This is a genomic window from Chromobacterium fluminis (assembly GCF_011602385.1).
GTDB classification, from domain to species: domain Bacteria; phylum Pseudomonadota; class Gammaproteobacteria; order Burkholderiales; family Chromobacteriaceae; genus Chromobacterium; species Chromobacterium fluminis.
The window spans coordinates 124,966-146,281 of the sequence record NZ_JAAOMA010000009.1 but is presented as its reverse complement, the minus strand read 5'-3'; the positions used below and the strand labels follow the sequence as shown (position 1 = coordinate 146,281).

23 protein-coding genes, 1 pseudogene and 1 riboswitch are annotated in these 21,316 nt (G+C 63.0%); of the genes and pseudogenes, 11 read left to right on the top strand and 13 right to left on the bottom strand.

Annotation, left to right across the window (positions count from 1 at the left end):
- Nucleotides 1-88: 88 nt before the first annotated feature.
- Nucleotides 89-304, top strand: coding sequence for an HP1242/YdcH family protein (locus tag HA052_RS08870; protein ID WP_043593468.1), 216 nt, complete (start codon nucleotides 89-91; stop codon nucleotides 302-304).
- Nucleotides 305-517: 213 nt separating this feature from the next.
- Here the strand turns inward: HA052_RS08870 and HA052_RS08865 are convergent, their stop codons facing one another.
- Both HA052_RS08865 and alr read right to left on the bottom strand, forming a co-directional pair.
- On the bottom strand, nucleotides 518-811 hold the full coding sequence (locus HA052_RS08865; RefSeq protein WP_166451647.1) for a hypothetical protein: 294 nt from the start codon (nucleotides 809-811) through the stop codon (nucleotides 518-520).
- A gap of 117 nt (nucleotides 812-928) precedes the next feature.
- Nucleotides 929-2,158 carry an alanine racemase gene (alr, locus tag HA052_RS08860; protein ID WP_081547599.1) on the bottom strand — a complete coding sequence of 410 codons (1,230 nt, stop codon included), beginning with the start codon at nucleotides 2,156-2,158 and terminating at the stop codon, nucleotides 929-931.
- A gap of 237 nt (nucleotides 2,159-2,395) precedes the next feature.
- Here alr and HA052_RS08855 point away from each other — a divergent pair, with 237 nt between their 5' ends.
- Nucleotides 2,396-3,310: a transporter substrate-binding domain-containing protein gene (locus HA052_RS08855; RefSeq protein ID WP_166451646.1), complete on the top strand. Its 915-nt coding sequence runs from the start codon at nucleotides 2,396-2,398 to the stop codon at nucleotides 3,308-3,310.
- Nucleotides 3,311-3,316: 6 nt separating this feature from the next.
- On the opposite strand, the gene HA052_RS08850 is transcribed toward HA052_RS08855, so the two are convergent.
- Nucleotides 3,317-3,787 (bottom strand): hypothetical protein, encoded by a 471-nt coding sequence (locus HA052_RS08850; protein WP_166451645.1) that lies wholly within the window; start codon nucleotides 3,785-3,787, stop codon nucleotides 3,317-3,319.
- Nucleotides 3,788-4,112: 325 nt separating this feature from the next.
- Nucleotides 4,113-4,367 carry a hypothetical protein gene (locus HA052_RS08845; RefSeq protein ID WP_166451644.1) on the bottom strand — a complete coding sequence of 85 codons (255 nt, stop codon included), beginning with the start codon at nucleotides 4,365-4,367 and terminating at the stop codon, nucleotides 4,113-4,115.
- Between the two features lie 384 nt (nucleotides 4,368-4,751).
- Here HA052_RS08845 and ompR point away from each other — a divergent pair, with 384 nt between their 5' ends.
- Together ompR and HA052_RS08835 are read left to right on the top strand one after the other, a co-directional pair.
- The gene (gene ompR / locus HA052_RS08840; protein ID WP_081547591.1) at nucleotides 4,752-5,477 is read left to right on the top strand and encodes an osmolarity response regulator transcription factor OmpR; all 726 of its coding nucleotides are present in this window, start codon (nucleotides 4,752-4,754) and stop codon (nucleotides 5,475-5,477) included.
- Between the two features lie 3 nt (nucleotides 5,478-5,480).
- Nucleotides 5,481-6,785: an ATP-binding protein gene (locus HA052_RS08835; RefSeq protein ID WP_081547589.1), complete on the top strand. Its 1,305-nt coding sequence runs from the start codon at nucleotides 5,481-5,483 to the stop codon at nucleotides 6,783-6,785.
- Nucleotides 6,786-6,961: 176 nt separating this feature from the next.
- Here the strand turns inward: HA052_RS08835 and HA052_RS08830 are convergent, their stop codons facing one another.
- Nucleotides 6,962-7,381 carry an EamA family transporter gene (locus HA052_RS08830; protein ID WP_166451643.1) on the bottom strand — a complete coding sequence of 140 codons (420 nt, stop codon included), beginning with the start codon at nucleotides 7,379-7,381 and terminating at the stop codon, nucleotides 6,962-6,964.
- A gap of 97 nt (nucleotides 7,382-7,478) precedes the next feature.
- Between HA052_RS08830 and HA052_RS08825 the strand changes: the two genes are divergently transcribed.
- The gene (locus tag HA052_RS08825) at nucleotides 7,479-8,342 is read left to right on the top strand and encodes a LysR substrate-binding domain-containing protein (RefSeq protein WP_166451642.1); all 864 of its coding nucleotides are present in this window, start codon (nucleotides 7,479-7,481) and stop codon (nucleotides 8,340-8,342) included.
- A gap of 13 nt (nucleotides 8,343-8,355) precedes the next feature.
- Here the strand turns inward: HA052_RS08825 and HA052_RS27930 are convergent, their stop codons facing one another.
- The 4 genes from HA052_RS27930 to waaC form a co-directional block, all read right to left on the bottom strand.
- On the bottom strand, nucleotides 8,356-9,216 hold the full coding sequence (locus HA052_RS27930) for a methylated-DNA--[protein]-cysteine S-methyltransferase (RefSeq protein ID WP_166451641.1): 861 nt from the start codon (nucleotides 9,214-9,216) through the stop codon (nucleotides 8,356-8,358).
- 89 nt (nucleotides 9,217-9,305) lie between these two features.
- Nucleotides 9,306-9,908: a CBS domain-containing protein gene (locus HA052_RS08815; protein WP_166451640.1), complete on the bottom strand. Its 603-nt coding sequence runs from the start codon at nucleotides 9,906-9,908 to the stop codon at nucleotides 9,306-9,308.
- Nucleotides 9,909-10,178: 270 nt separating this feature from the next.
- Nucleotides 10,179-11,441: a lipid IV(A) 3-deoxy-D-manno-octulosonic acid transferase gene (gene waaA / locus HA052_RS08810; RefSeq protein WP_166451639.1), complete on the bottom strand. Its 1,263-nt coding sequence runs from the start codon at nucleotides 11,439-11,441 to the stop codon at nucleotides 10,179-10,181.
- Nucleotides 11,438-12,397 carry a lipopolysaccharide heptosyltransferase I gene (gene waaC / locus HA052_RS08805; RefSeq protein WP_166451638.1) on the bottom strand — a complete coding sequence of 320 codons (960 nt, stop codon included), beginning with the start codon at nucleotides 12,395-12,397 and terminating at the stop codon, nucleotides 11,438-11,440. The genes waaA and waaC overlap by 4 nt, the downstream gene beginning before the upstream one ends.
- A gap of 511 nt (nucleotides 12,398-12,908) precedes the next feature.
- On the opposite strand from waaC, the gene HA052_RS08800 reads away from it, so the two are divergent.
- From HA052_RS08800 to HA052_RS08780, 5 genes and pseudogenes are all read left to right on the top strand, one after another.
- Nucleotides 12,909-13,664: a glycosyltransferase family 2 protein gene (locus HA052_RS08800; RefSeq protein WP_166451637.1), complete on the top strand. Its 756-nt coding sequence runs from the start codon at nucleotides 12,909-12,911 to the stop codon at nucleotides 13,662-13,664.
- 66 nt (nucleotides 13,665-13,730) lie between these two features.
- Nucleotides 13,731-14,171 carry a GNAT family N-acetyltransferase gene (locus HA052_RS08795; RefSeq protein ID WP_166451636.1) on the top strand — a complete coding sequence of 147 codons (441 nt, stop codon included), beginning with the start codon at nucleotides 13,731-13,733 and terminating at the stop codon, nucleotides 14,169-14,171.
- 39 nt (nucleotides 14,172-14,210) lie between these two features.
- Nucleotides 14,211-14,465, top strand: a pseudogene (locus HA052_RS28235) (LD-carboxypeptidase); the annotation flags it as partial.
- Nucleotides 14,466-14,505: 40 nt separating this feature from the next.
- Nucleotides 14,506-15,180 carry a S66 peptidase family protein gene (locus tag HA052_RS08785; protein WP_166451635.1) on the top strand — a complete coding sequence of 225 codons (675 nt, stop codon included), beginning with the start codon at nucleotides 14,506-14,508 and terminating at the stop codon, nucleotides 15,178-15,180.
- Nucleotides 15,177-15,683, top strand: a complete 507-nt coding sequence (locus tag HA052_RS08780) for a GNAT family N-acetyltransferase (protein WP_166451654.1) — start codon at nucleotides 15,177-15,179, stop codon at nucleotides 15,681-15,683. The genes HA052_RS08785 and HA052_RS08780 overlap by 4 nt, the downstream gene beginning before the upstream one ends.
- A gap of 93 nt (nucleotides 15,684-15,776) precedes the next feature.
- Here HA052_RS08780 and HA052_RS08775 read toward each other — a convergent pair whose 3' ends face one another.
- The 4 genes from HA052_RS08775 to HA052_RS08760 form a co-directional block, all read right to left on the bottom strand.
- Nucleotides 15,777-17,096, bottom strand: coding sequence for a CNNM domain-containing protein (locus HA052_RS08775; RefSeq protein ID WP_166451634.1), 1,320 nt, complete (start codon nucleotides 17,094-17,096; stop codon nucleotides 15,777-15,779).
- Nucleotides 17,097-17,199: 103 nt separating this feature from the next.
- On the bottom strand, nucleotides 17,200-17,922 hold the full coding sequence (locus HA052_RS08770; RefSeq protein WP_166451633.1) for a uracil-DNA glycosylase: 723 nt from the start codon (nucleotides 17,920-17,922) through the stop codon (nucleotides 17,200-17,202).
- 116 nt (nucleotides 17,923-18,038) lie between these two features.
- Nucleotides 18,039-18,362, bottom strand: a complete 324-nt coding sequence (locus tag HA052_RS08765; RefSeq protein WP_166451632.1) for a rhodanese-like domain-containing protein — start codon at nucleotides 18,360-18,362, stop codon at nucleotides 18,039-18,041.
- Nucleotides 18,362-19,021, bottom strand: coding sequence for a protein-L-isoaspartate O-methyltransferase family protein (locus HA052_RS08760; protein ID WP_166451631.1), 660 nt, complete (start codon nucleotides 19,019-19,021; stop codon nucleotides 18,362-18,364). The genes HA052_RS08765 and HA052_RS08760 overlap by 1 nt, the downstream gene beginning before the upstream one ends.
- Nucleotides 19,022-19,114: 93 nt before the next feature.
- A riboswitch (TPP riboswitch) is annotated at nucleotides 19,115-19,265 on the top strand.
- An 83-nt stretch (nucleotides 19,266-19,348) separates the two neighbouring features.
- Between HA052_RS08760 and thiC the strand changes: the two genes are divergently transcribed.
- On the top strand, nucleotides 19,349-21,259 hold the full coding sequence (gene thiC / locus HA052_RS08755; RefSeq protein WP_166451630.1) for a phosphomethylpyrimidine synthase ThiC: 1,911 nt from the start codon (nucleotides 19,349-19,351) through the stop codon (nucleotides 21,257-21,259).
- The last annotated feature ends 57 nt before the right edge of the window (nucleotides 21,260-21,316 follow it).

The following is a 21,316-nucleotide window of genomic DNA, read 5'->3' as shown; positions in this document are numbered from 1 at the left end:
CGCTGACGACCACCGATTTTGCCCTTACGCTTCGCTCAGGCCCGCGTCGTTAGCCGCTCCATGTATCCACCCGCCCAAGGAGTCGCCCATGTTTCCCGAATACCGCGAACTGATCAGCAAGCTGAAAACCGAAGACGATCACTTCACCCGCCTGTTCAACAAACACAACGACCTGGACCAGAAGATCAAGAATATGGAAGCGCGTATCGAGCCTTCCGCCGACTTCGAAATCGAAAATCTGAAGAAGGAAAAACTACGGCTCAAGGACGAGTTGTACGCCATCCTGAGGAAGGCGGCCGATTAGAACGTGTTTACGATCTCGCGAGCTAAGGCGAGACAAGGCGAAAATGGCTGAGAAAGTGGAATGTACGCGTGGTACATGAGCATTTCGAAGGCGTACTCACCGTGCCACGCTTCACGACGCGCAGCAGATCGTAAACAGGTTCTTAAGTCCGGCGTCTCCGCGCAATGACAAAGCCCGCCAGATGGCGGGCTTTTGCATGAGCCGTGTACGGAATCAGACCCTGGGCGCGTCCTTCTCCAACTCCGCCAGGATCGCGTCCGGCTCCTGGGTGACTTCCAGCACTTTGCGGATGCGGTTGAACGCCTCGCAGGCATCGGCCGGATACTTGCCGAACGGCGTCAGCCCGCCATGGCTCCAGCCCGCGGCGGCCAGCACGTCCTTGCGGAACTGCGAGCCGTCGGCGCTCCCGCCGGCGATCTGCTGCAAGGCCCGGTCAATCAGAATATGCGGAAACGGGTTGCGGGACAGCGTGGTGAAATGCTCGGGGCGAACTTCGTCGAACTGCATGGCTTACTCCTGATGCGGGGACATGATTCATCTAAGTCCAAACCAAGGCAATTCGCCAGCAGACTGTGAAGACTCACACTGCCGCCGCCGCGAACGGCGGCGACGGCGCGGCCCGATTTAGCGGTTCACCAGCAGTTTGGGATTGGAATTGCCCCACACTGTGTAGAGGTCGGCCAGCAAGGCGCCGTTGATGTCCTCCAGCTCGGCGGCGCTGATTTCGGCCTTGCCCTGCTTGCCGAACAACACCACTTCGTCGCCTATCTTGGCGCCCGGAATCTCGGTCACATCCACCATCAGCGTGTTCATCGACACCTTGCCCACCACCGGCGCGCGCTGACCATTGATCAACACATGCGCCTTATTGGTGAAAGCGCGGCGATAACCGTCGGAATACCCAACCGGGATGTTGGCAAGCAGGGACTCGCGCTTCAAGGTGTAAGTGCGGTCATAGCCCACGGTATTGCCGGCCGGATAACGGTTGACCGCCGCCACCCGCGATTTGAACGCCATCACGCGCAGATATTCGGTATGGCTGGGCACGGTGTCGCCGAAGATGGCGCCGCCCGGGCGCACCATGTCCAGCCGCGCTTCCGGCACTTCCAGCGTGGCGAAGCTATTGGCGCAGTGCAGGGTGATCTTGCTGCGGTCCAGTCCGCCGGCCTTGATCAGCCAAGCGCTTTCCTCATTGAACGCGGCCAGGCCTTTTTGCACGTCGGCCTTATCCTCCACGGGGAAGTGGGTCATGATGCCCACCACTTGCAGATTGGGCAGCTTGAGCATGGCCAGCGCGTCGCGGCGGCCTTGCTTGCTGGCCAGTTCCACGCCATTGCGGCTGATGCCGGCGGAGTTGATGGCCAGGTGGATTTGCAGCGTCTTGCCCTGCCGCTTGGCCAGCGCGGACGCCTGACGCGCCAGCTCCAGATTGCCCACCAGCTCTTGCATATCGTATTGCAGGCCGTCGGCTATCTCTTCCTGCGTGGCGCTGCGCACGCGCGCCACCACGCCTTTGTAGCCGCTGGCGCGGGCCACTCGGGCCTCTTCATTGCTGGCGATGCCCACGCAGGGAATACCCTGGCCGATGATGGACGGCATCACGTTGGCAATGCCGTGGCCGTAGGCGTCCGCCTTCAAGATGGCACACACCTTGGTGTCTGCGCCCACCAGGCGCTTGAGCTCGGCCAGGTTGTGATCCAGCGCCGCTTTATCGATTTCCAGCCAGGCGTTGCCGCGCGCGGCTTCTACGGTGGAGCCGCTGTTGGCGGCGGTCAGCGGCGGCGCCGCCATGGTCAGCGCGGGCGCCAAGGCCAGGCCCAGCGACAAGGCCAGCAGTGTTTTCTTGAATTGCATAAATCGTCCCCCGAGTGTGAATGCCGCTTGCCGACAAGGCCATTCCGGCATTCGGGAGATGATAGGAGGCAGATATATTCATGTCGATATGAATATTCACTACTAGTCTTTGTTTTGCATAGCCTCTTGACCGCGCGCAAACCCGACAACGGTGAGCGGCCCTTGCGTGGCGCGGCGCCGCTATCCATCATGAAGAAGCGGCGCGCTGCGTCTGCGCGCTTTTTCGAGGTTCATCCGATGCGGCAATCCCTCTTTCTTCGCCGGTTGGCCGGCTGTTGGCTGGCCGTCCTCATCGCCTTGGCCGGCGGCATGTCCCCGTCCGTTCAGGCGGCCGGAATGATCTACGTCGGTCACGCGCCGGAAACCCCCGCCGACGAGCGCTACGACTACCATTGGGCGATTCTGCGCGCCGCCTTGGACGCTACCCGCGCAAGCTGGGGTGATTACAGCCTGCGCTTTGCGCCGCGCATGAACGAAGCGCGTCAATTGCAGGAGCTGAGCCATCCGCGCGGCCGGCTCAACGTGGTGATCCGTGAAACCAACCGCGACTACGAACGTCGCTATCTGCCGGTGCGGATTCCGATAGACCGCGGCTTGCTCGGCTATCGCGTACTGCTGATCCGGGACGCGCGGCAAGCGGATTTCGACGGGGTGGCCGGCTTGGCGGACTTGCGCCGTTTCAGCATCATCCAGGGAGACGGCTGGGGCGACAACGCCATCCTGAAACAGGCCGGACTGACCGTGGTGACCGATCCCAATTACGACGGTCTTTTCCGCATGTTGGAGCGCGGCCTGGGCGACGCGTTCTCGCGCGGCGTGGCGGAAGTGGAGGAGGAGATCCGCGTTTACCAGCCGCAATACAAGCATATTGCGCTGGAGCGGTCTTTATTGCTGTACTACCCGCTGCCCACCTATTTCTGGTTCGGCCGCGACGCGGAAGGGCAGAAGCTGGCGCAACGCGTGGAACAGGGCATGCGGCTGATGCTGCGCAACGGCGAATACCAGCGGCTGTTCCAGAAATACCACGCCGGGCTGATCCAGCGGCTGGACCTGAAGCACCGGCGGCTGATCCGCATCGACAACCCCTTCCTGCCTCCCAGCACGCCTTTCGCCGACCGCGGCCTGTGGTTCGATCCGACCACGGCTAAATAAACGCGCTCACTCCGCTTGCAAAGCCTGGCGCACACACAGCCGCTGGGCGATTTCGCGGTCCGCGCATTTGAGTTCGGCCTCCGCGCGGGCGCGGCAACGCGCGGGATTGGCGGAGCGTGCGCAATCCGGCGGCGGCAGCCGCTCGTTGACGCAGACGCGGCGCGCCTTGCCTTCCAGCCCGTCGCAAGAGCTGTGCGCCGCCCGCAAGGCTTCGCAACGCTTGGCGTCGCGCTCGCGCAGGCAGCTCAAGGCCGGCGTGTAAAATTCCAGGCAGGCGTGCCGGCCGTTGACCGGCAAATCATTGCAGGCCATGGTGCCCTGGCGGTACAACTCGCAACGCTGCGGCGCCGTGGCGCGGCTGCAATCCCATTGCGCCGCCGCCGCTTCCGCCAGCAAGCACAAGGCCAGCCCCAATCCCCAGGCGCGCCGCGACGCGCCGTATCCCCTATTGTTTCTCAAGGCATGCCCCTTGCGCATGACCGGTTATCTCCGCGCCCGCCTAAGCACAGCTGTTGACGATCCGCTCAATGTCGAAATGCTGATGCGCCGCGTGTACTGTTCGCTTTCTCAGCCGCAACGCCTTGTCGCTCGCAAGAGCGTGAACCGCTTTTATTGAGCGAAAACGACGCTGCGCGCTATCGCGCGGCGGACGGCCAGCCAGGCTCATGCCCGCAAAATCGGCTTGCTTCGCACACCGTTCCGGCAATGAGAATTTGAATTGGAATGAAAAGGCTGGCGTACTCTACTCAAAGCTTATCAATAGAAATCCCGCTTCGCCAGCCGGGCTTGACGCTTAGAAGGCTTAGTCCGAGCCATGCTTGCGGCGGTCCCGCCAGAAATGAGGCCTGACGCGATCCGGAGGCGGCGGCGGCGCAGCGCCATCCGGGCTCATCCGCCAATATGGCGGCGGCGGACGGTGCATCTGCTCCTTCGGCAAATCGCCGTCCTGCACCGCCTCGCGCAGACGCAAATTGCGCAGACGACGCAATTCCTTACAGTCCGGATCGGGCTGCGCCTGGCAGCGGCGGCCCTGCGCCGGTTCCCTATCCGGCGGCATGGGGCCGCGCTCCTTCCCTCGCGCCAGGGCCGGCGCGCCGGCAAGCGCTTGCAGCAAGGCAAATATGAGAAGAATCGGCAACCGCGTCATGAAACCTGTTTTATCCTGTCGAACATGCTGGAAAAGGGACTCCGGACCCAAGTCCGGCGAGGGCGGACAGCATACACCATGCGCCGCGGATGCCAAAGGCATCGAAAGGCGCCCAAAGCGCCGGAACGCCCCACTACGCAGCCTAGACTCGCGGCATGAGGGAGACATGAGCGACAATCGCTGATTTGTTAAGGTGTGTGATCGCGAGAACGGGCTTAACATATCTTCATCAGGCGCGCTGCCGCAGCCCGGGGCCAGCCGCTAAGCTGACACACCGCTCCGAGGAAAAATCGCATGGAACACAATAAGATACTGGTCGTGGACGACGACGCCAAGCTGCGCGAGCTGCTTACCCGCTATCTGAGCCAACAGGGCTACGCGGTGGAAGCTCTGCCGGACTCCAAAGACCTGGACCGCAAGCTGGCGCGCAATCGCCCGGACCTGATGGTGCTGGACGTGATGATGCCGGGCGAAGACGGCTTGGCGGTGGTGCGCCGGCTGCGCGCCCAGGGCGAAACCATTCCGGTGATCATGCTCACCGCGCGCGGCGAGGACATCGACCGCATCCTCGGCCTGGAAATGGGCGCCGACGACTACCTGCCCAAACCGTTCAATCCGCGCGAACTCACCGCCCGCATCCAATCGGTGCTGCGCCGTCATCACGCCACGCCGGCGCTGGGCGCGCGCCACGACGCCGACGAAGAGGTCGGCTTCGGCGAATTCGTGCTCAATCTGGGCCAGCGCGAACTGCGCAAAGCCGGCCAGCCGGTCACGCTGACCAGCGCGGAGTTCGCGGTGTTGTCGGTGCTGGTCAGCCACCCGCGCCGGCCGCTGACCCGCGAGCAACTGATGGAAATGGCTCTGGGCAAGGGCAACGGCGAATCGCTGGACCGCAGCATAGACGTGCACATCTCCCGGCTGCGCAAGGCGCTGGAAAGCGGCGACAGCCAACTGCGCTTCATCCAGACGGTATGGGGCTACGGCTATGTGTTCGTGCCGGACGGCACGCCGCGGGAGTAAGCCGTGCGCAAGCTGACCGGCTCGCTATTTTTCCGGCTGGCGGTGCTGGTGGTGCTGGTGGTGCTGACCACCCAGTTCGTCACCCTGTGGATGGCCGCCGGCGAACGCCACAAGCTCTTGGACAAGCAACTGTATTCGCAAACGGTGGACACTCTGGCCTTCCTGGAAGGCACGATGGAGGCGATGACCAACACCGAGCGCGCCGAATTCCTGGCCGGCTACAACCGGCCCGGTCTGCCGCGCCTACTGCCGATCAACGCCGATCAAGGCGTCCACTTCACCGACTACGTGCCGCGCTTGGGCGAAACCCTGGCGCAGCGGCTGTCTCATGGCCTCAACGAACCCATCGAAGTGCGACACGCCCAGATAGAGGATCGCAGCGAACTCTGGGTCAACGTGCACGTGCTGGACCAGGCCTACTGGCTGGTGCTGCCCTTCGGCCGTTACAGCGACCGCCCAATCAACACCATCATGCAGGCGGCACTGCTGGCTTCCATCGTCGCCAGCTTGCTGGCCTTCGCCGTCGCCTGGCGGGTAACGCGACCCATCAGCCGCGTGGTGCTGGCCAGCCGAGAATTGGCCGCCGGCAACATGCCGGCGGCGGTGCCGGAAGACGGCCCGCGCGAGGTCAAAGTGCTGGCCCATAATTTCAACCTGATGGCGCAGGCGCTGGACAGCGCCGCGCGCGAACGCAGGCTGATGCTGGCCGGCCTGTCCCATGACCTGCGCACGCCGCTGACCCGGCTCAAGCTGACGCTGGAGCTACAGCAGGACAGCCCGGACCAACACGATATGCTGGCCGACATCGACGAGTTGTCGCAGATCGTGCGCCAGTTCATCGACTTCGCCCGCGCCGAGGAAACCACCCGGCTGGAGCCGGTGGCCTTGGCCGACCTCGCCGCCAGCGTAGTGTCCCGCTTCACCCGCGAAGGCATGGACGCGCGTCTGGAGCGGCGGGCCGAGCCGGAATTGCAAGGCGACGGGCTGGCGCTGGAGCGGCTCTTGTCCAATCTGCTGGAAAACGCTCGCCGCTACGGCGCGCCGCCGGTGGAAGTCTGCGTCGAGCAAATCGACGGCTTCGCCGTGCTCAGCGTGCTGGACCACGGCAAGGGCATTCCGGCCGAGCTGCGCGAAACAGCGTTGGCTCCGTTTGAACGGCTGGCCGAACACCGCGGCACAGACGGCGGCAGCGGCCTGGGCTTGGCCATCGTAAGCCGCGTGGTCAAGCAGCATAGAGGCCGGCTGGAATTCTGCGATCAGTCCGATGGCTTCAAGCTGGCCGTTTACCTACCGTTGACCGCCGGTTGAGAATCGGTTTAAGAACCTGTTTACGATCAGCTGCGCTGCGGCGATACGGCGTTGAAAACCCCTTCGAAATGCTCATGTACCACGTGTACATTCCGCTTTCTCAGCCATTTTCGCCTTGTCTCGCTCTTGCTCGCTAGATCGTAAACACGTTCTAAGCGCCGCCTGCCGGGCGGCGCTCAGCGAAAACGCAGCATCATCCACAAGCCGGCCATACTCAAAGCCAGGCCGCCGAGTTTGCCCAGCGACGGTTGTTCGCGAAACAGCAGATAGCCCAGCGGCAGCAACACCAGCGCGGTCAGCACATTGGAACTGAGCGCCGCGTAGCCGACATGCCAGCCGGCGCGATAGGCCAGCAAAAAACCCAGCTCGATCCCGATGATGCCCGCCGCCACCCCCAGGCTGCTCCAATTCAGCGCGGCCAATCCGCGCTGGCCGCCTCCGGGCAAGCACCACATTCCCAACACGCACACCAACATGGCCACGCCATAACTGACCGCCAATGAAAAGAAGGGATTCGCCGCCTCCGGCACCTGCTTGATCGACAGGTGATAGACGACGGAGCCGGCGACCGCCAGCAACAACGCCGCGATAAACATGTTTGCGCGCCTCATCAGAAATATTCGCCTACAGGCTAAACCTTCCCGCCAGTTATAGGTAGACTGAAAATTCAAGGCATTGTTATAAGAAAATATCATGACTGGAGATTTGGACACCGGCTTGCTTCGCGCGCTGATCGCCGTGGCTCGCCGCGGCAGCATCAACCGCGCGGCCACGGACTTGGGACGCACTCAGCCGGCTTTGAGCCTGCAATTGCGCAAACTGGAACGGCACTGCGGCCAAACCCTGCTGCAGCGTTCGCCGCGCGGCGTCAGCCTCACCACGGCGGGGCTACAATTGCTGCCCTACGCCGAACGCATCGTCAGCCTGACGGAACAAATGCGCCCATCCACGCCGGTCGCGCCGGCCAGCCGCTGCCGCATCGGATTGATCGAGGATCTGGTCAGCCGCAATCTGCCGCAGGTATTGGCGGACTTCGCCGCGGCGCGGCCACAACTGCAACTGGACATCCGGGTGGCGCCGGGGCGGGAATTGAGCGCGGCCTTCCAACGCGAAGAGTTGGATTTGCTGATCGCCAGCCCGCGGGTGACGCAACTGGACGACACGCCCAGCTGGGTGGTGGAATGCCCGCTGCCCTGGTTGGCCCAAAACGGCGCGATGCCGGCCGCCGAACCCTTGCCTTTGATTCTGTTCGCCGCGCCCTGCAGTTGGCGCGACGCCATGCTGCAAGCGCTTGAGACCGCCGGGCGCTCCTACCGCGTGGTCCTGGAAAGCTCCAGCCTGCTGGCGGTGCAGGCCGCCTTGCAAGCCGGGCTAGGCGTCGGCGCCTTGCTGTCGGACGACGAGCTGCCCGGCGTCGCCCCGCTGCCGCGAGAATCGCTGCCGCCGCTGCCCGCGGTGCCGATGGCGTTGTACCGGCGGACGGAGAGCCTGGGGGACCCCGCTCTGGATCAATTGGCGCGGCTGTTCTTTCTACAGCTCAGCCAACGGACGGGATAGCGACGAAGCCGCATCAAGCCGGCTGCAGGCCGGCCATCACCGCGCCCTCCCAGCCTATCAGTTCCACCTTGCGTTCCGCCCCCCAACGGTATTCGCCCAAAGCGCCCTCGGCGCGGATCACCCGGTGGCAGGGAATCAACCAGGCCACCGGATTGGCGCCCACCGCGCTGCCCACCGCCCGCGCCGCCCGCGGTCGTCCCACCGCGGCGGCGATCTGGCCGTAGCTGGCGAAACCGCCGTAGGGAATCGACAACAGCGCGCGCCAGACCTGAATCTGGAAATTGCTGCCCTGCACCCGCAGCGCCAGCGGCGCCTGGCCTTCGGCGCGCAACGGCTCGAACATGGCGGCGGCCACCGCCGCGCCGCCGCCCGGCACGTGGCGCAGCGCGGCCTTGGGCCAGCGCCGGCTCAGCCAGGCCACGGCCTCCATCTCGTCCGCCACGAATTGCGCCGCGCACACGCCGCGCGCGGTCCGCGCCACCAGCACCGGGCCGAAACGGCTGGCCTCCACGCTCCATTCGATTTCCAGCCCGGCCCCGCCGTTGCGGTATTCGCCCGGCGTCATCGCTTCCAGCGTCACGAACAGATCGTGCAGGCGTCCGCCGCCGGACAGGCCCAGCTCATGCGACAACGGCAACAAGGCCTGTCCACTCAGCCTCGCCTTGGCCGCCTCGCAGGTCAGATGCTGCAAAAAACGCTTGGGACTGACCCCGGCCCAACGAGTGAACAGCCGCTGCAGCCTCGATTCCGACAGATGCAGCGCGTCGGCCAGCTCGGCCAGTTCCGGCTGGCGCTCGGCGTTCGCCACCAAATAGCGAATGGCGTCGCGGATGCGGCCGTAGTCGCGGTCTTCTTCGAGAATTTCGCCGTTCATGGTCTGTTCTCCATTCGATCACAGCGCCAGCATAAGCAGATCGGGCCGCCGCGGCGACCCGATTCTTGTCGACTTGCGCGCAGCGCCCCTCATATCGCGTGCAGCAGGGAATATTGAATTTCCGACAGGGCTTGCGGCACGCGGATGAAGGAAAGCGGCATGCCCAACAGCCTGGCCATGTGGGAGGTGGAGAACAGCCCGCACAACTCGTGATGGCCGCTGCTCGAATTAAGCTCAGCCACCAGCGCGTGCTGACGTCCCATCTGCTTCATCGTCGCCACCATGTGGCCCACGCTGGCGTGTTCGATATCAAGCAGGCTCAGGGCCTCCAGTTGCTTGCGCGGCGTCATCACGTCGCCAACGCCGATATCGACGTAATGTTTGCCGTGTTCCTTCATGCACTGGATAGGCCGCTCGCCCAGCAAATCGGTGGCCGTGATCAAGCCGGTGAATTGCCCGTCGCCATCGTGAACGAACAACAGCCGTATGCCGTGGCTGATCATCCGGTCGTGCGCTTCGCGCAAGCTGGCGCTCTGATGAATGCCCACCGGATTGATCAATCGCAAATCGGTCATGACCTCCAGGGCCGAGCTGTTCAGGGTGATGGGCGGGTGCGGGCGCTGATCCAGACGCACCAGGTCGGTGGTGGACGGCAGGCTCATCGTGGGCAACACGCTGTAATTGGCTAACATGGTAGCTCCTTGTCTTCTTAGACAGCGGAGTCGATGCGGCGGCGCCTTGCGCCAGTCATGTTCGATCTGTCCGCTCGGAAGTTTTCCGACGGCGTGGACCGGCCTGGGGCATGACTGGGTTTTGCACGTCCGTCCCGGGCCGGCGGCCTCGGGGGAGTCGCGTCGGCGACGCGGCTCTTGTTTGAAGAGTAGAAGAAGGCGCGGCGCAGATCAGCCGGCGAATCATTAATTTTTTCGCAAGCGAGGGCGCGGGACTCCCGCCCTCGCGGATTAGGCCTGCAGCTTGCGGCGAAACAGGGCGCTCATGCGCCGGCTGGCCCCGCTATGGGCGCCGCTGAAGGCCAACGCCGACTCGCGCATCGACAGACGGCGGCCTTCGTCGCCCAACAGCTCTACCACGACGCCGATCAACTCCGCGGCGTTCGCCACCTGGCGCGCTGCGCCGGCGGCCAGCGCCAGCGCCGCCGCCTGTTTGAAATTGAAAATGGACGGACCAAACAATACCGGCACGCCCACGCTGGCCGGCTCGATCAGATTATGACAGCCCAAGGGCAGCAAACTGCCGCCGACGAAGGCCAGGTCGCCGCAAGCGAAGTAGGCGAACGCTTCGCCCATGCTGTCGCCCAGCCATACCCGGGTGGCGGGGTCCACCGCCGCGCCGTCGCTGCGGCGCTGCACTCTCAGGCCGCGGCTCTCGGCCAACGCGGCCACATCGCCGAACCGCTCGGGATGACGCGGCACCAGCACCAGCAGCGCGTCGCCCAACTCTTGGCCCGCCGCCCGCCACGCATCAAGAATCAAGGCCTCTTCACCATCGCGGGTACTGGCGCAGACCAGGACCCGGCGTCGGCCTATCCTGGATTTGAACTCGCCGGCCAGCGTCAGCTGTGCCGGCGGCGGCTGGATATCGTATTTAGTGTTGCCGCAGACTTCCACCTCGCATGCGCCCAATTGCCGCAAACGTTCGCCATCTTCCGGCGTTTGCGCGGCAACGGCGCTCAACGCCGCCACCGCGGGTGAAATCAGCCCGCTGATTTTCAGATAACCATTCAGCGATTTTTCAGACAAACGCGCATTGGCCAGAAACAAGGGCACCTTCTGCTCGGCGGCGGCGTGAATCAGATTGGGCCACAGCTCGGTCTCCATCAACACGCCCAGGCGCGGCCGGTAGGCGGCGAGAAAAGCCTGCGCGGCTTGAGGGTAATCGTAGGGCAGATAGCGCACTTCGGCGTCGGGATACAGCTGCAAGGCGGTGGCGCGCCCGGTGGGCGTCATCTGCGTCATCAACAACGGCGCGTCCGGCCAGGCTTCGCGCAACGCCGCCACCAAGGGCTGCGCGGCGCGGGTTTCACCCACCGATACCGCGTGGATCCAGATCGCCCCTTGCGCGCGCGGCTGCAGTTGGCTGCCGAAACGCTCGTCCCAATGCTCCAGATAGGCCGGCGCCTTGCGCGCCCGTTTCTTCAGATAGTGCCGCACCAGCGGCGTGGCCAGCAGCCAGGCCCAGGAATACAGTCTGCGTTGCCAATTCATGTCCAGTCCTTGCGCGCGAACAAGGCTTGCAGCGCCTCGTCCACAGACGGGCACAGCCCGATTCCACCCAAATTGGTGGCCCACGGCGTTTCCACCACGCCGGTGGCGGCCGGATCCGTATCGGTGTAAATCGCCGCCAAGGGCACGTTCAGCGCATTGGCCAGGTGAGTCAACCCGGTGTCCACGCCCACCACCGCGTTGGCGTGACCAAGAAGGCCGGCGGCTTCGACCAAATTCATCTTGGGCGCCACCACCGCGGCCGGCATCTGCGCGGCCAGCCTTTCGGCGCGCTCGCGCTCGCGATCATTGCCCCAGGGCAACACCATCACCAGATCATGCTGCATGGACAAACGTTTGCCCAGCTCCACCCAATGGCCTTCCGGCCACTCTTTGGACGTTTTGCTGGTGGCGTGCAGCAATACCGCGTAGCGGCCGGACAGCACCCAGCCGGGCCGCTCGCCGGCCGGCACGCCGAAACGGGGCGCGCCCTGCGGCTGATAACCAAATATCCGCGCGAACAACAGACGGTTGCGTTCTATCGCCGACAAGCTCCAGCTCACCTTGTGGCGCTTATCGTAAAAACAGCTGGCCAACGATTCCCGAGCGCTGCCCCAGTCGTAGCCGGTCAGCGGCGCCTTGGCCCAACTGGCCGGCAAAGCGCTTTTCAACAGGCCCTGGCTGTCCACCACCAATTCCCAACGCGTCTCGCGTAGTTGCCGTCGCAAGGTACGGATCTCTCGCCAGGTGGACGGCAACCACCATCGTTTGCGCCAGCTCCGCCAATTCAAGGCAATCACCCTGTCCACCGCCGGATGCAAACGGGCAATGTCGGCGAAAGCCTCTTCGGCCAGCCAACTGATGCGGAAATTGGGGTAATGCGCTTTCAACTCGGAAATGGCGGGCCAAGTGTGGATAAGGTCGCCCATCGACGAGGTGCGCACAATCAGCACATTCATCATGGCGCGCATTGTACCCGAGCATGCCTGTGGTTAACCAAGTAAAATCCCTGCAGTTCAATTGTGGATAAACCGCTGTGGACAACTAAGCTCGAATTTATCCACAATTTGCGCTGCCGCAGCGCACCTAAACTATCCAAAGCTCATCAACAGGACAAGTAACTGAACCCTTTGAGGTTTTTGTAGTTTATCCACAGTAATGGCCGACTATATCAGTTTCATCAATATAAAATTGCGTTAAAGAGTTATTGGTGGCGTAAGAAGGTCCGCAGACAAATTTACGCCATGCACAAGCAGGTGGGAACAAATGGGATCGAAGCTGTGGACAAGTAAGAACTTCAATGAATGCCCCGATTTATCCACAAGTCTTCCTTCTGCAAAAAGATAGGTGAACAACAAGTTCCCATCGCATTCAACACCATGAAAACAATGTGAAAAACATAGTTATCCACAGAAAACGGACGACTTCTACTAGTTTCTTCAAATTACATATGGGAAAACATATAACAAGATGCGTGCGCGAATTAGCGTGGTGCTAATCACCAAGAATGCGGAAACATCGCTGGAAAAATGTTTGGACAGCGTGGACTTCGCTGATGAAATCGTGCTTGTGGATTCAGGTAGCACGGACAGGACATTGGCGATAGCTTCCGCCTATAAGGCAAAAGTTATCCACCAAGACTGGCTGGGATTCGGTCCTCAGAAGCAATTGGCGGTAGAAGCCGCCAGCCACGACTGGGTGTTGTGTCTGGATGCAGACGAGTGGCTTTCACCTGGGTTGGTCAATGAAATCAAAGAGATGCTGGACAATCCACAGGCAACGGCCTTTCAATTTCCACGTTGCAACCGTTTCATGGGTCGTTTTCTGAAACACGGCGAAGGCTATCCGGACTGGTCCTTACGCTTGTTTCATCGCGGCCATGCGCGCTGGTCAGATGATTTGGTACACGAGTACGTGATCGCGAACGGCCCTGTGCATAAGCTGCAGCACGAGCTGATGCACGAGTCCGGCGAAGACATCGCGCTATATCTGAGCAAGCAGAACCGCTACACCAGTCTGCAGGCTGAACAGCTGTTGCAAGGGGGAAAACGTGTGGGTATCGCGAAACTTATCCTCAGCCCCTTGCTTCGCTTCCTCAAGTTCTACTTTTTTCGCCGTGGTTTTCTCGATGGCGTGCCCGGTTTGGTCCACATCAGCATCGGCTGCTTCAACAGCTACATCAAATACGCCAAATTGATCGAACTACGCCGCTTGAAAAACAAATAACCGGCTTGCCGGCAGTCCCGCCTTGTGCTGACAATGTCATTTCCTTTAGCAACTGGGCGAAGACAGATGGTGGACATCAGGACGATGCGAGCGGAGGATGCGCTTGCGGTGGCGCGGCTATGCCTGGATCTGGGCTATGAAGCGACGGAAGCGGAAATCAGCGAGCGCTTCGTCGGGCTGACTGCGCTGCCGGACAACCAAGTTTGGGTGGCCGAACGCGACGGCGTCGTGTTCGGCTGGGCTCACTGCCGCGGCGTGCATTCATTGCAAACACCGCCCGCGGTCGAGATCGTAGGCATCGTGGTGAGTCAGGCTTGTCAGAGGCAAGGGCTGGGACAGCGTTTGCTTAGCGCTTGTGAAGCCTGGGCGCTACAGCGGGGCTACGAGGCCATCCGTCTACGTTCCAACATCAAGCGTGTTGAAGCCCACGCCTTCTATCGCCATCTCGGCTATCAGCAACTGAAAACCAGCCACAGCTTCTCCCTGGATCTGAGGGATAGACAATGATCGACTGCCCATGACGGTTATCCACAGGAAATACCTCCCATGATGGTTTTTCCCGCGCCTCTGCAGCCAGGGGATCGCATCGCCGTCACCGCTTTTTCATCCGGTGTGCCCCCGGTCTTGCACGGGCAGCTGGATCGCGCGCTGCAATGCCTGCGAGATCAGGGCTGGCAAGTGGGGGAGGGCGTTTGCCAACGCGGCGAATCCCAGGACGCCAGCGCGCCGGCCGCCGAACGTCTGGCGGAGCTGAACCATTTTCTTTTCGATCCGGAGATTCGCGCCATCCTGCCGCCCTGGGGCGGGGAGCGGGCGATGGAACTGCTGGCCGGCATCGATTTTGGCGCGTTTGCCGCCCAAATGGCTGGCCGGGTTTTCCGATATTTCCACCGTGCTGACGCCGCTGACCCTGTTGGCGGGGTGGGCGACCTTGCACGGGCCGAACCTATTCGATCTGGGCAATCCGCAGCGGATGGAAGAGAATTCGGCGCTGCTGCACGCCTTGCGCCACGGTTTGCCGCCTCAGCAAGGCCATTACACGGCGTTTTGGCGCTGGGACGCTCCCGGAGAGCGTTATCCGTCCACGCTGCGCGTGTTGGGCGCGCAAAGGGCCCGCATGGCCGGCCGGCTGATAGGCGGCTGCCTGGATACGCTGAGCCGGCTGCAGGGCAGCCCTTATTTCGATTTGCGCGCGTTCAAACGGGAACCCGCGCTGCTTTACCTGGAAAACTGCGAGCTGAGACCTTGCGAGTTGCTGCGCGCGCTGCTGGGCCTGCGCCTGTCCGGCGCGCTGGACGGCTTGAGCGGGCTGGTGTTGGGCCGCAGCAGCGGACCGGACGCCTTGAGCTACAGCCGGGCTTTGGAGGCCGCTTTGGACGGACTGCCGTATCCGGTGGCGGTGGACGCCGATATCGGCCATGTGCCGCCGCAATGGACATTGATGAACGGCGCCTGGGCCGAACTGGAAGTGGACGCGGGCCAGGCTACGCTGCGTTTTGCGAAAGGATGCGCATGAGTTGGCAATATCGTTTGGCCGGGGCGGGGGATGTGGACGCGTTGCGGACGCTGATCACGGAACATGGGCCCAATCCGTGGAACTGGCTGCCGGCGGACGGGGTGGAGCGGAGTTTGCGCCAGGTGGCTGCCGGCGAAGCCTGGGCGGCCTTGTTCGAGCGAGACGGCCTGCTGGGCGCCGCCATCCTGTATCGGCTGCACGACGCTTTTCCCCAACACCGGCCGGCCGACGTGGCGGCGGACGCCGCCGGCTACATCATGGAGGCGGTGGTGCGGCGCGATCAGGCCGGGCAGGGGCTGGGCAGCTTGTTGTTGCGACAGGCTTGCGAGGATCTGGCCGCGCGCGGCGCGCGCTGGGTGACGGCGGACCGCCACGAGGAAAACGCCGCGTCCGGCGGCATGATGCGCAAGGCGGGTTTCATCGAACTGGCCTGCTTCGACGATTGGGAACGCCGCGCTAGCGGCAGCCGTCGCAGCACGGTATGCGGGCGCTTGCTGGACTGAGCGCTTAAGAATGCTCGCCTACCACCTGTGCATTCCGCTTTCTCAGCGCTTTTCGTCTTGTCTCGCTCTGGCTCGCGAGATCGTAAACAGGTTCTAAATGCCGTCGTCGGCCGGCAGCGCCGCCGGCCGCGTCGGCAGTCGGGTGAGGAGGATCTTGTCTACCCGGGTCTTGTCCATGTCCACCACTTCAAAGCCGAAGCCGTTCCAGTCGAAACGGTCGGTGACGCTGGGCACCCGGCCCAGCTGGAACATCACCATGCCGCCCAGGGTGTGGATATTGCCGCCGGCTTCGCCCGGCAGTGCCTCGTCTATGTCGAAAAACTCCTTGAAGCGGTCCAGCGACAGCATGCCGTCTATCAGCCAGCTGCCGTCCTCTCGCTGGGCGATGTCGTCGTTTTCAGCGCTGATCGCCGGCATATCGCCGACGATGGCTTCCAGCACGTCGTTCATTGTCACCAGGCCTTCCAGCTCGCCGTATTCGTCCACCACCAGCGCCATATGATGGCGGGTTTGCTTGAACTGCTCCAGCAGCTGCATCAAGGTGATCTTGGCGGGCACGTAGAGCGGCTGGGACAGTTCGGCGGCGACGTCGGCTTGTTCCCCGGCCAGCATGCGGTCCAGCACGCGTTTGGCGTGCAGCACGCCGACGATTTGCTCGATGCTGCCGCGGCACACCGGGAAATGGTTGAAATGGTGGTTTTGCAGCAGGCGGTGGTTCAATTCGGGCGCATCTTCCAGATCCAGCGCCACGATGTCCTTGCGCGGCGTCATGGCCGCCGCCACCTTGCGGTTGTCCAGGCGGAAGATATTGGCCACCAGCTCCTGTTCGGCGCGGTCAAACACCCCTTCGTCCGCGCCTTGTTCCATCAGCACCCGGATTTCCTCCTCGGTGATGGACGGGTCGCTGCTCTTCTTGGCGCCTAAGAGCCGCAGCAGACCGTCGGTGCAGCGGCTCAGGGCCTGGACCAGCGGCGCGCTGAGCCGCGACAGCAGTAGCATGGGCCGCGCCAGCGTGGTGGCCACCGCTTCCGGGTTGAGCAGCGCCAGCCGCTTGGGCACCAGTTCGCCGAAGATCAGCGACAGCAGGGTGATGATGAACACCATCAGCGCCACCGACAGCGGCTTGCTGTAGGGCTCCAGCAGGGGATAGTCCTGCATCGCCCGGCGCAGTTGTTCGGACAGCGCGGCCTCGCCGTAAACGCCGGACAGGATGCTGATCGAGGTGATGCCTATCTGCACCGTGGACAGGAAGCGGCTGGGGTCGTTGGCCAGTTTCAGCGCGGCTTGCGCGCCGCGTTGGCCGTCGTCCGCGCGTTGCAGCAGGCGGACCTTGCGGGAAGAAACGATGGCGATTTCCGCCATGGCGAACAGGCCATTGAGCAGAATCAGACACAGCAGGACGAGAATTTCCACGGTGCTAACACGGGATAGAGGCGGGAGCCCTAGCTTAGGCCATGCCGGCGCGGCGGAAAAGAGTCAAACGGGCAGGAACGGGGACGCCTGCCCGTATTCTGGGTCAGAACAGATTGTTCTGCGACGCCGAGGCGCCCCACTCGACGGCGCCCCGGCCGCGCGACAACAGCCAGGCGTTGACTTGCGAAAAATGGCGGCAGCCGTGGAAGCCCCGGCTGGCGGACAGCGGCGAGGGATGCGCGGCGTCCAGCACCAGGTGGCGGCTGGCGTCGATGCGTTCGGCCTTGGTTTTGGCCCAATTACCCCACAGCAGGAACACGCAGCCGGCGCTTTGCGCGTTGACGGCGTCGATCAGTGCGTCGCTGACCATTTGCCAGCCCAGTTTGGCGTGGCTGCCGGCCTTGTCCCGCTCTACCGTGAATACGCTGTTGAGCAGCAGCACGCCTTGTTGCGCCCAGTGGGTCAGGTCGCCGCTATTGGGCACGCCGCAGCCCAGATCCGCCGCCAGCTCCTTGTACAGATTGCGCAAGCTGGGCGGCACCCGCACGCCGGGCGGCACGGAAAACGACAGGCCCATCGCCTCGCCGTCGCCATGGTAGGGATCTTGCCCCAGTATCACTACGCGGACATCGGCCGGCGCGGTGAAGGTCAGCGCGTTGAAGGTCAAGGGCGCAGGCGGGAAGAGGACTTTGCCCTGCGCTTGCTGAGCTTGCAGTTCCCGATCGATGCCGGCCAGTTGCTGTTGAATGGCCGGCGTTGACAGCACTTGCTCCCAAGCCGGATGAACGCGGGCCAGGGCGGGAGACAGGTAAGACAATGCTTGCATGGAAGATTACGACTCTTGCTATCGTGAGGAGGATTGGAATCCGGCAAGCCGGTTTCGTTCCATGAAAAAGCCGTTCCCGCAGGAACGGCTGGCGATGCGCGCTGATGGAGAACGTATCAGTAACGCGCCATTTGCGGGTCCACTTCCGCGGCCCAGGCTTCCACGCCGCCGGCCAGGCTCAGCACCTGTTCGAAGCCGGCGTCCAGCAGAAAGCGCGCCACATGCGCGCTGCGCACGCCATGGTGGCAGATCACCACGATGGGCGCGTCCGGCAGCTCGCTCATGCGCAGCGGGATCAGGTTCATCGGGATGTGCAACGAGCCGGGAATCATGCACAGCTGCACTTCCCACGCTTCGCGCACATCCAGCAGCACCGGGGACTCCGCGGCGGTGTCGGCCAGCGCCGCCGCCAGATCGCGGGCGCGGATTTCCTGAACCATCAAAACGCGAAGCGTTCCGGTTCCACCGCTTCCGCCTTGGCCAGGCGGGCGATACAGGTTTCGAACAGACCGGTTTCGCTGAAGCTGGCTTCGGTTTCGCGCTTGATCAGCTTGCAGGTCATCACCGGCAGATCGCCCGCCACCATGATCAGGCGGCCGCCCACGGCCAACTGGTCTTTCAGTTCCTGCGGCACTACCGGCAGCGAACCGCCGACCACGATCACGTCGAACGGCGCTTGTTGCGGCAGGCCCAGCACGCCGTCGCCTTCCACCAGAGTCACATTGGCGATGCCGGCTTGCTTCAGGTTGGCCGCCGCGGTTTCACGCTGGGCGGGGTCGATTTCCACGCTGTAAACATGTTGGCCCAGCTTGGCCAGCAAGGCGGTCAGATAACCGCTGCCGGTGCCGATTTCCAGGATTTTGTCCTGGGGCTGGACGGCGGCGTCCTGAGCCAGGCGCGCTTCCATTTTGGGCTGCAGCATGAAGCTGCCGTTGGGCAGCGGCAACTCGGTGTCGACAAAGGCCAGGCTGCGTTTGTCCGCGGCGACGAACTGTTCGCGTTTCACGTGAAACAGCAGGTCCAGCACATTAGTGTCAAGTACGTCCCACGGACGAATCTGCTGCTCGACCATGTTGAAACGGGCATTCTCAAAATCCATCAGCTCACTCCGGAGGGGCTTGTCGCCGCAAGAAAAACGCGGCGGCGTGTCATGACGATAACTTGCGATTATCCCACATTTGCCGTACCTTCACAGCATCGCTAGGGGTCCTGCGCGACGGTCGGCAAGATGATCCATATCCTTGAAAGGATAGGATAATCGTTAAAGATTGTTGCGCGGGTGAGAAACACCCTTGGAACCTGACCCGGATAATACCGGCGTAGGGAAGCGTAAGCTGCTTTTGGCCCGGTCTTGTCGGACTGATTCGCAGCCCGCCCAAGCGGCGGCCCGCTCCTTGCGCCATTCATCGACCAGGAGAACCGCCCGATGAACGCGCCCGCAACACCCAATCAAGCCATGGTGGTGGACACCGCCGCCATCCAGCCCTTGCCCAATTCCCGCAAGATCCACGTCGCCGGCAGCCGGCCGGACATCCGCGTGCCCATGCGCGAGATCAGCCAGAGCGACACGCCCACCCAGTTCGGTGGCGAGGCCAACCCCCCCATCACCGTCTACGACACCAGCGGCCCGTATACCGACCCGGACGCGCGCATCGATATCCAGAGCGGGCTGGCGCCGCTGCGCGCCGGCTGGATCGCCGAGCGCGGCGATTGCGAGCAGCTTGCCGGCTTGTCCAGCGAATACGGTCGCGCCCGCGAGGCCGACCCCAAGCTGGCCGAGCTGCGTTTCAACCTGACGCGCCAGCCGCGGCGGGCGCTGCCGGGCCGCAATGTCAGCCAGATGCATTACGCGCGCCGCGGCATCGTCACGCCGGAAATGGAGTTCGTCGCCATCCGCGAGAACCTGCGGCGTCGCGAATATCTGGACGCGCTGCGCGAAGCTGGCGGCAAGAACAGCCGGCTGGCGGAATTGATGACGCGCCAGCACCCGGGCCAGGCTTACGGCGCGGCGCTGCCGGAGGAGATCACGCCGGAATTCGTGCGCGCCGAGATCGCCGCCGGCCGCGCCATTCTGCCGGCCAACATCAATCACCCCGAATCCGAGCCCATGATCATAGGGCGCAACTTCCTGGTCAAAATCAACGGCAACATCGGCAATAGCGCGGTAACGTCTTCGATCAGCGAAGAAGTGGATAAGATGACTTGGGGCATACGATGGGGCGCGGACACCATCATGGATCTGTCCACCGGCAAGAACATTCATGAAACCCGTGAATGGATCATCCGTAATTCGCCGGTGCCCATCGGCACGGTGCCCATTTATCAGGCGCTGGAAAAAGTGGGCGGCAAGGCCGAGGACCTGAACTGGGAGATCTTCCGCGATACGCTGATTGAACAGGCCGAGCAGGGCGTCGATTACTTCACCATCCACGCCGGGGTCTTGCTGCGCTATGTGCCGATGACCGCCGGTCGCATGACCGGCATCGTGTCGCGCGGTGGCTCCATCATGGCCAAATGGTGTTTGGCTCATCACCGCGAGAACTTTCTCTACACGCATTTTGAGGATATCTGCGAGATCATGAAGGCTTACGACGTGGCCTTCAGTCTGGGCGATGGCCTGCGGCCGGGCAGCGTCTGGGACGCCAACGACGAGGCGCAGTTGTCGGAGTTGAAAACCTTGGGCGAACTGACGGAGATCGCCTGGCGGCACGATGTGCAGGTGATGATAGAGGGCCCCGGCCACGTGCCGATGCAGTTGATCAAGGAAAACATGGACAAGGAGCTGGAGTGGTGCCGCGAGGCGCCGTTCTACACCCTGGGGCCGCTGACCACCGACATCGCGCCCGGCTACGACCACATAACCTCGGCGATAGGCGCGGCGCAGATAGGCTGGTACGGTACCGCCATGCTGTGTTACGTCACCCAGAAGGAGCACTTGGGCCTGCCGGACAAGAACGACGTCAAGGAAGGCATCATCACCTACAAGCTGGCCGCGCATGCGGCCGACCTGGCCAAGGGCCACCCCGGCGCGCAGATTCGCGACAACGCCTTGTCCAAGGCGCGTTTCGAGTTCCGTTGGGAAGACCAGTTCAATCTGGGTTTGGATCCGGACAAGGCGCGCGCCTTCCACGATGAAACCCTGCCCAAGGACAGCGCCAAGGTCGCGCATTTCTGCAGCATGTGCGGGCCGCACTTCTGCAGCATGAAGATCACTCAGGACGTGCGCGAGTACGCGGCCAAGCAGGGCATCAGCGATCAGGACGCGTTGACGCGGGGCATGCAGACCAAGTCGGTGGAGTTTCTGAAGGGTGGTTCCAAGCTCTACGACAAGGTGTGAGCCCGGAGTCATGAGAAAACGGCGGCCGCGGCCGCCGTTTTTCATGGCGCAAGGGTC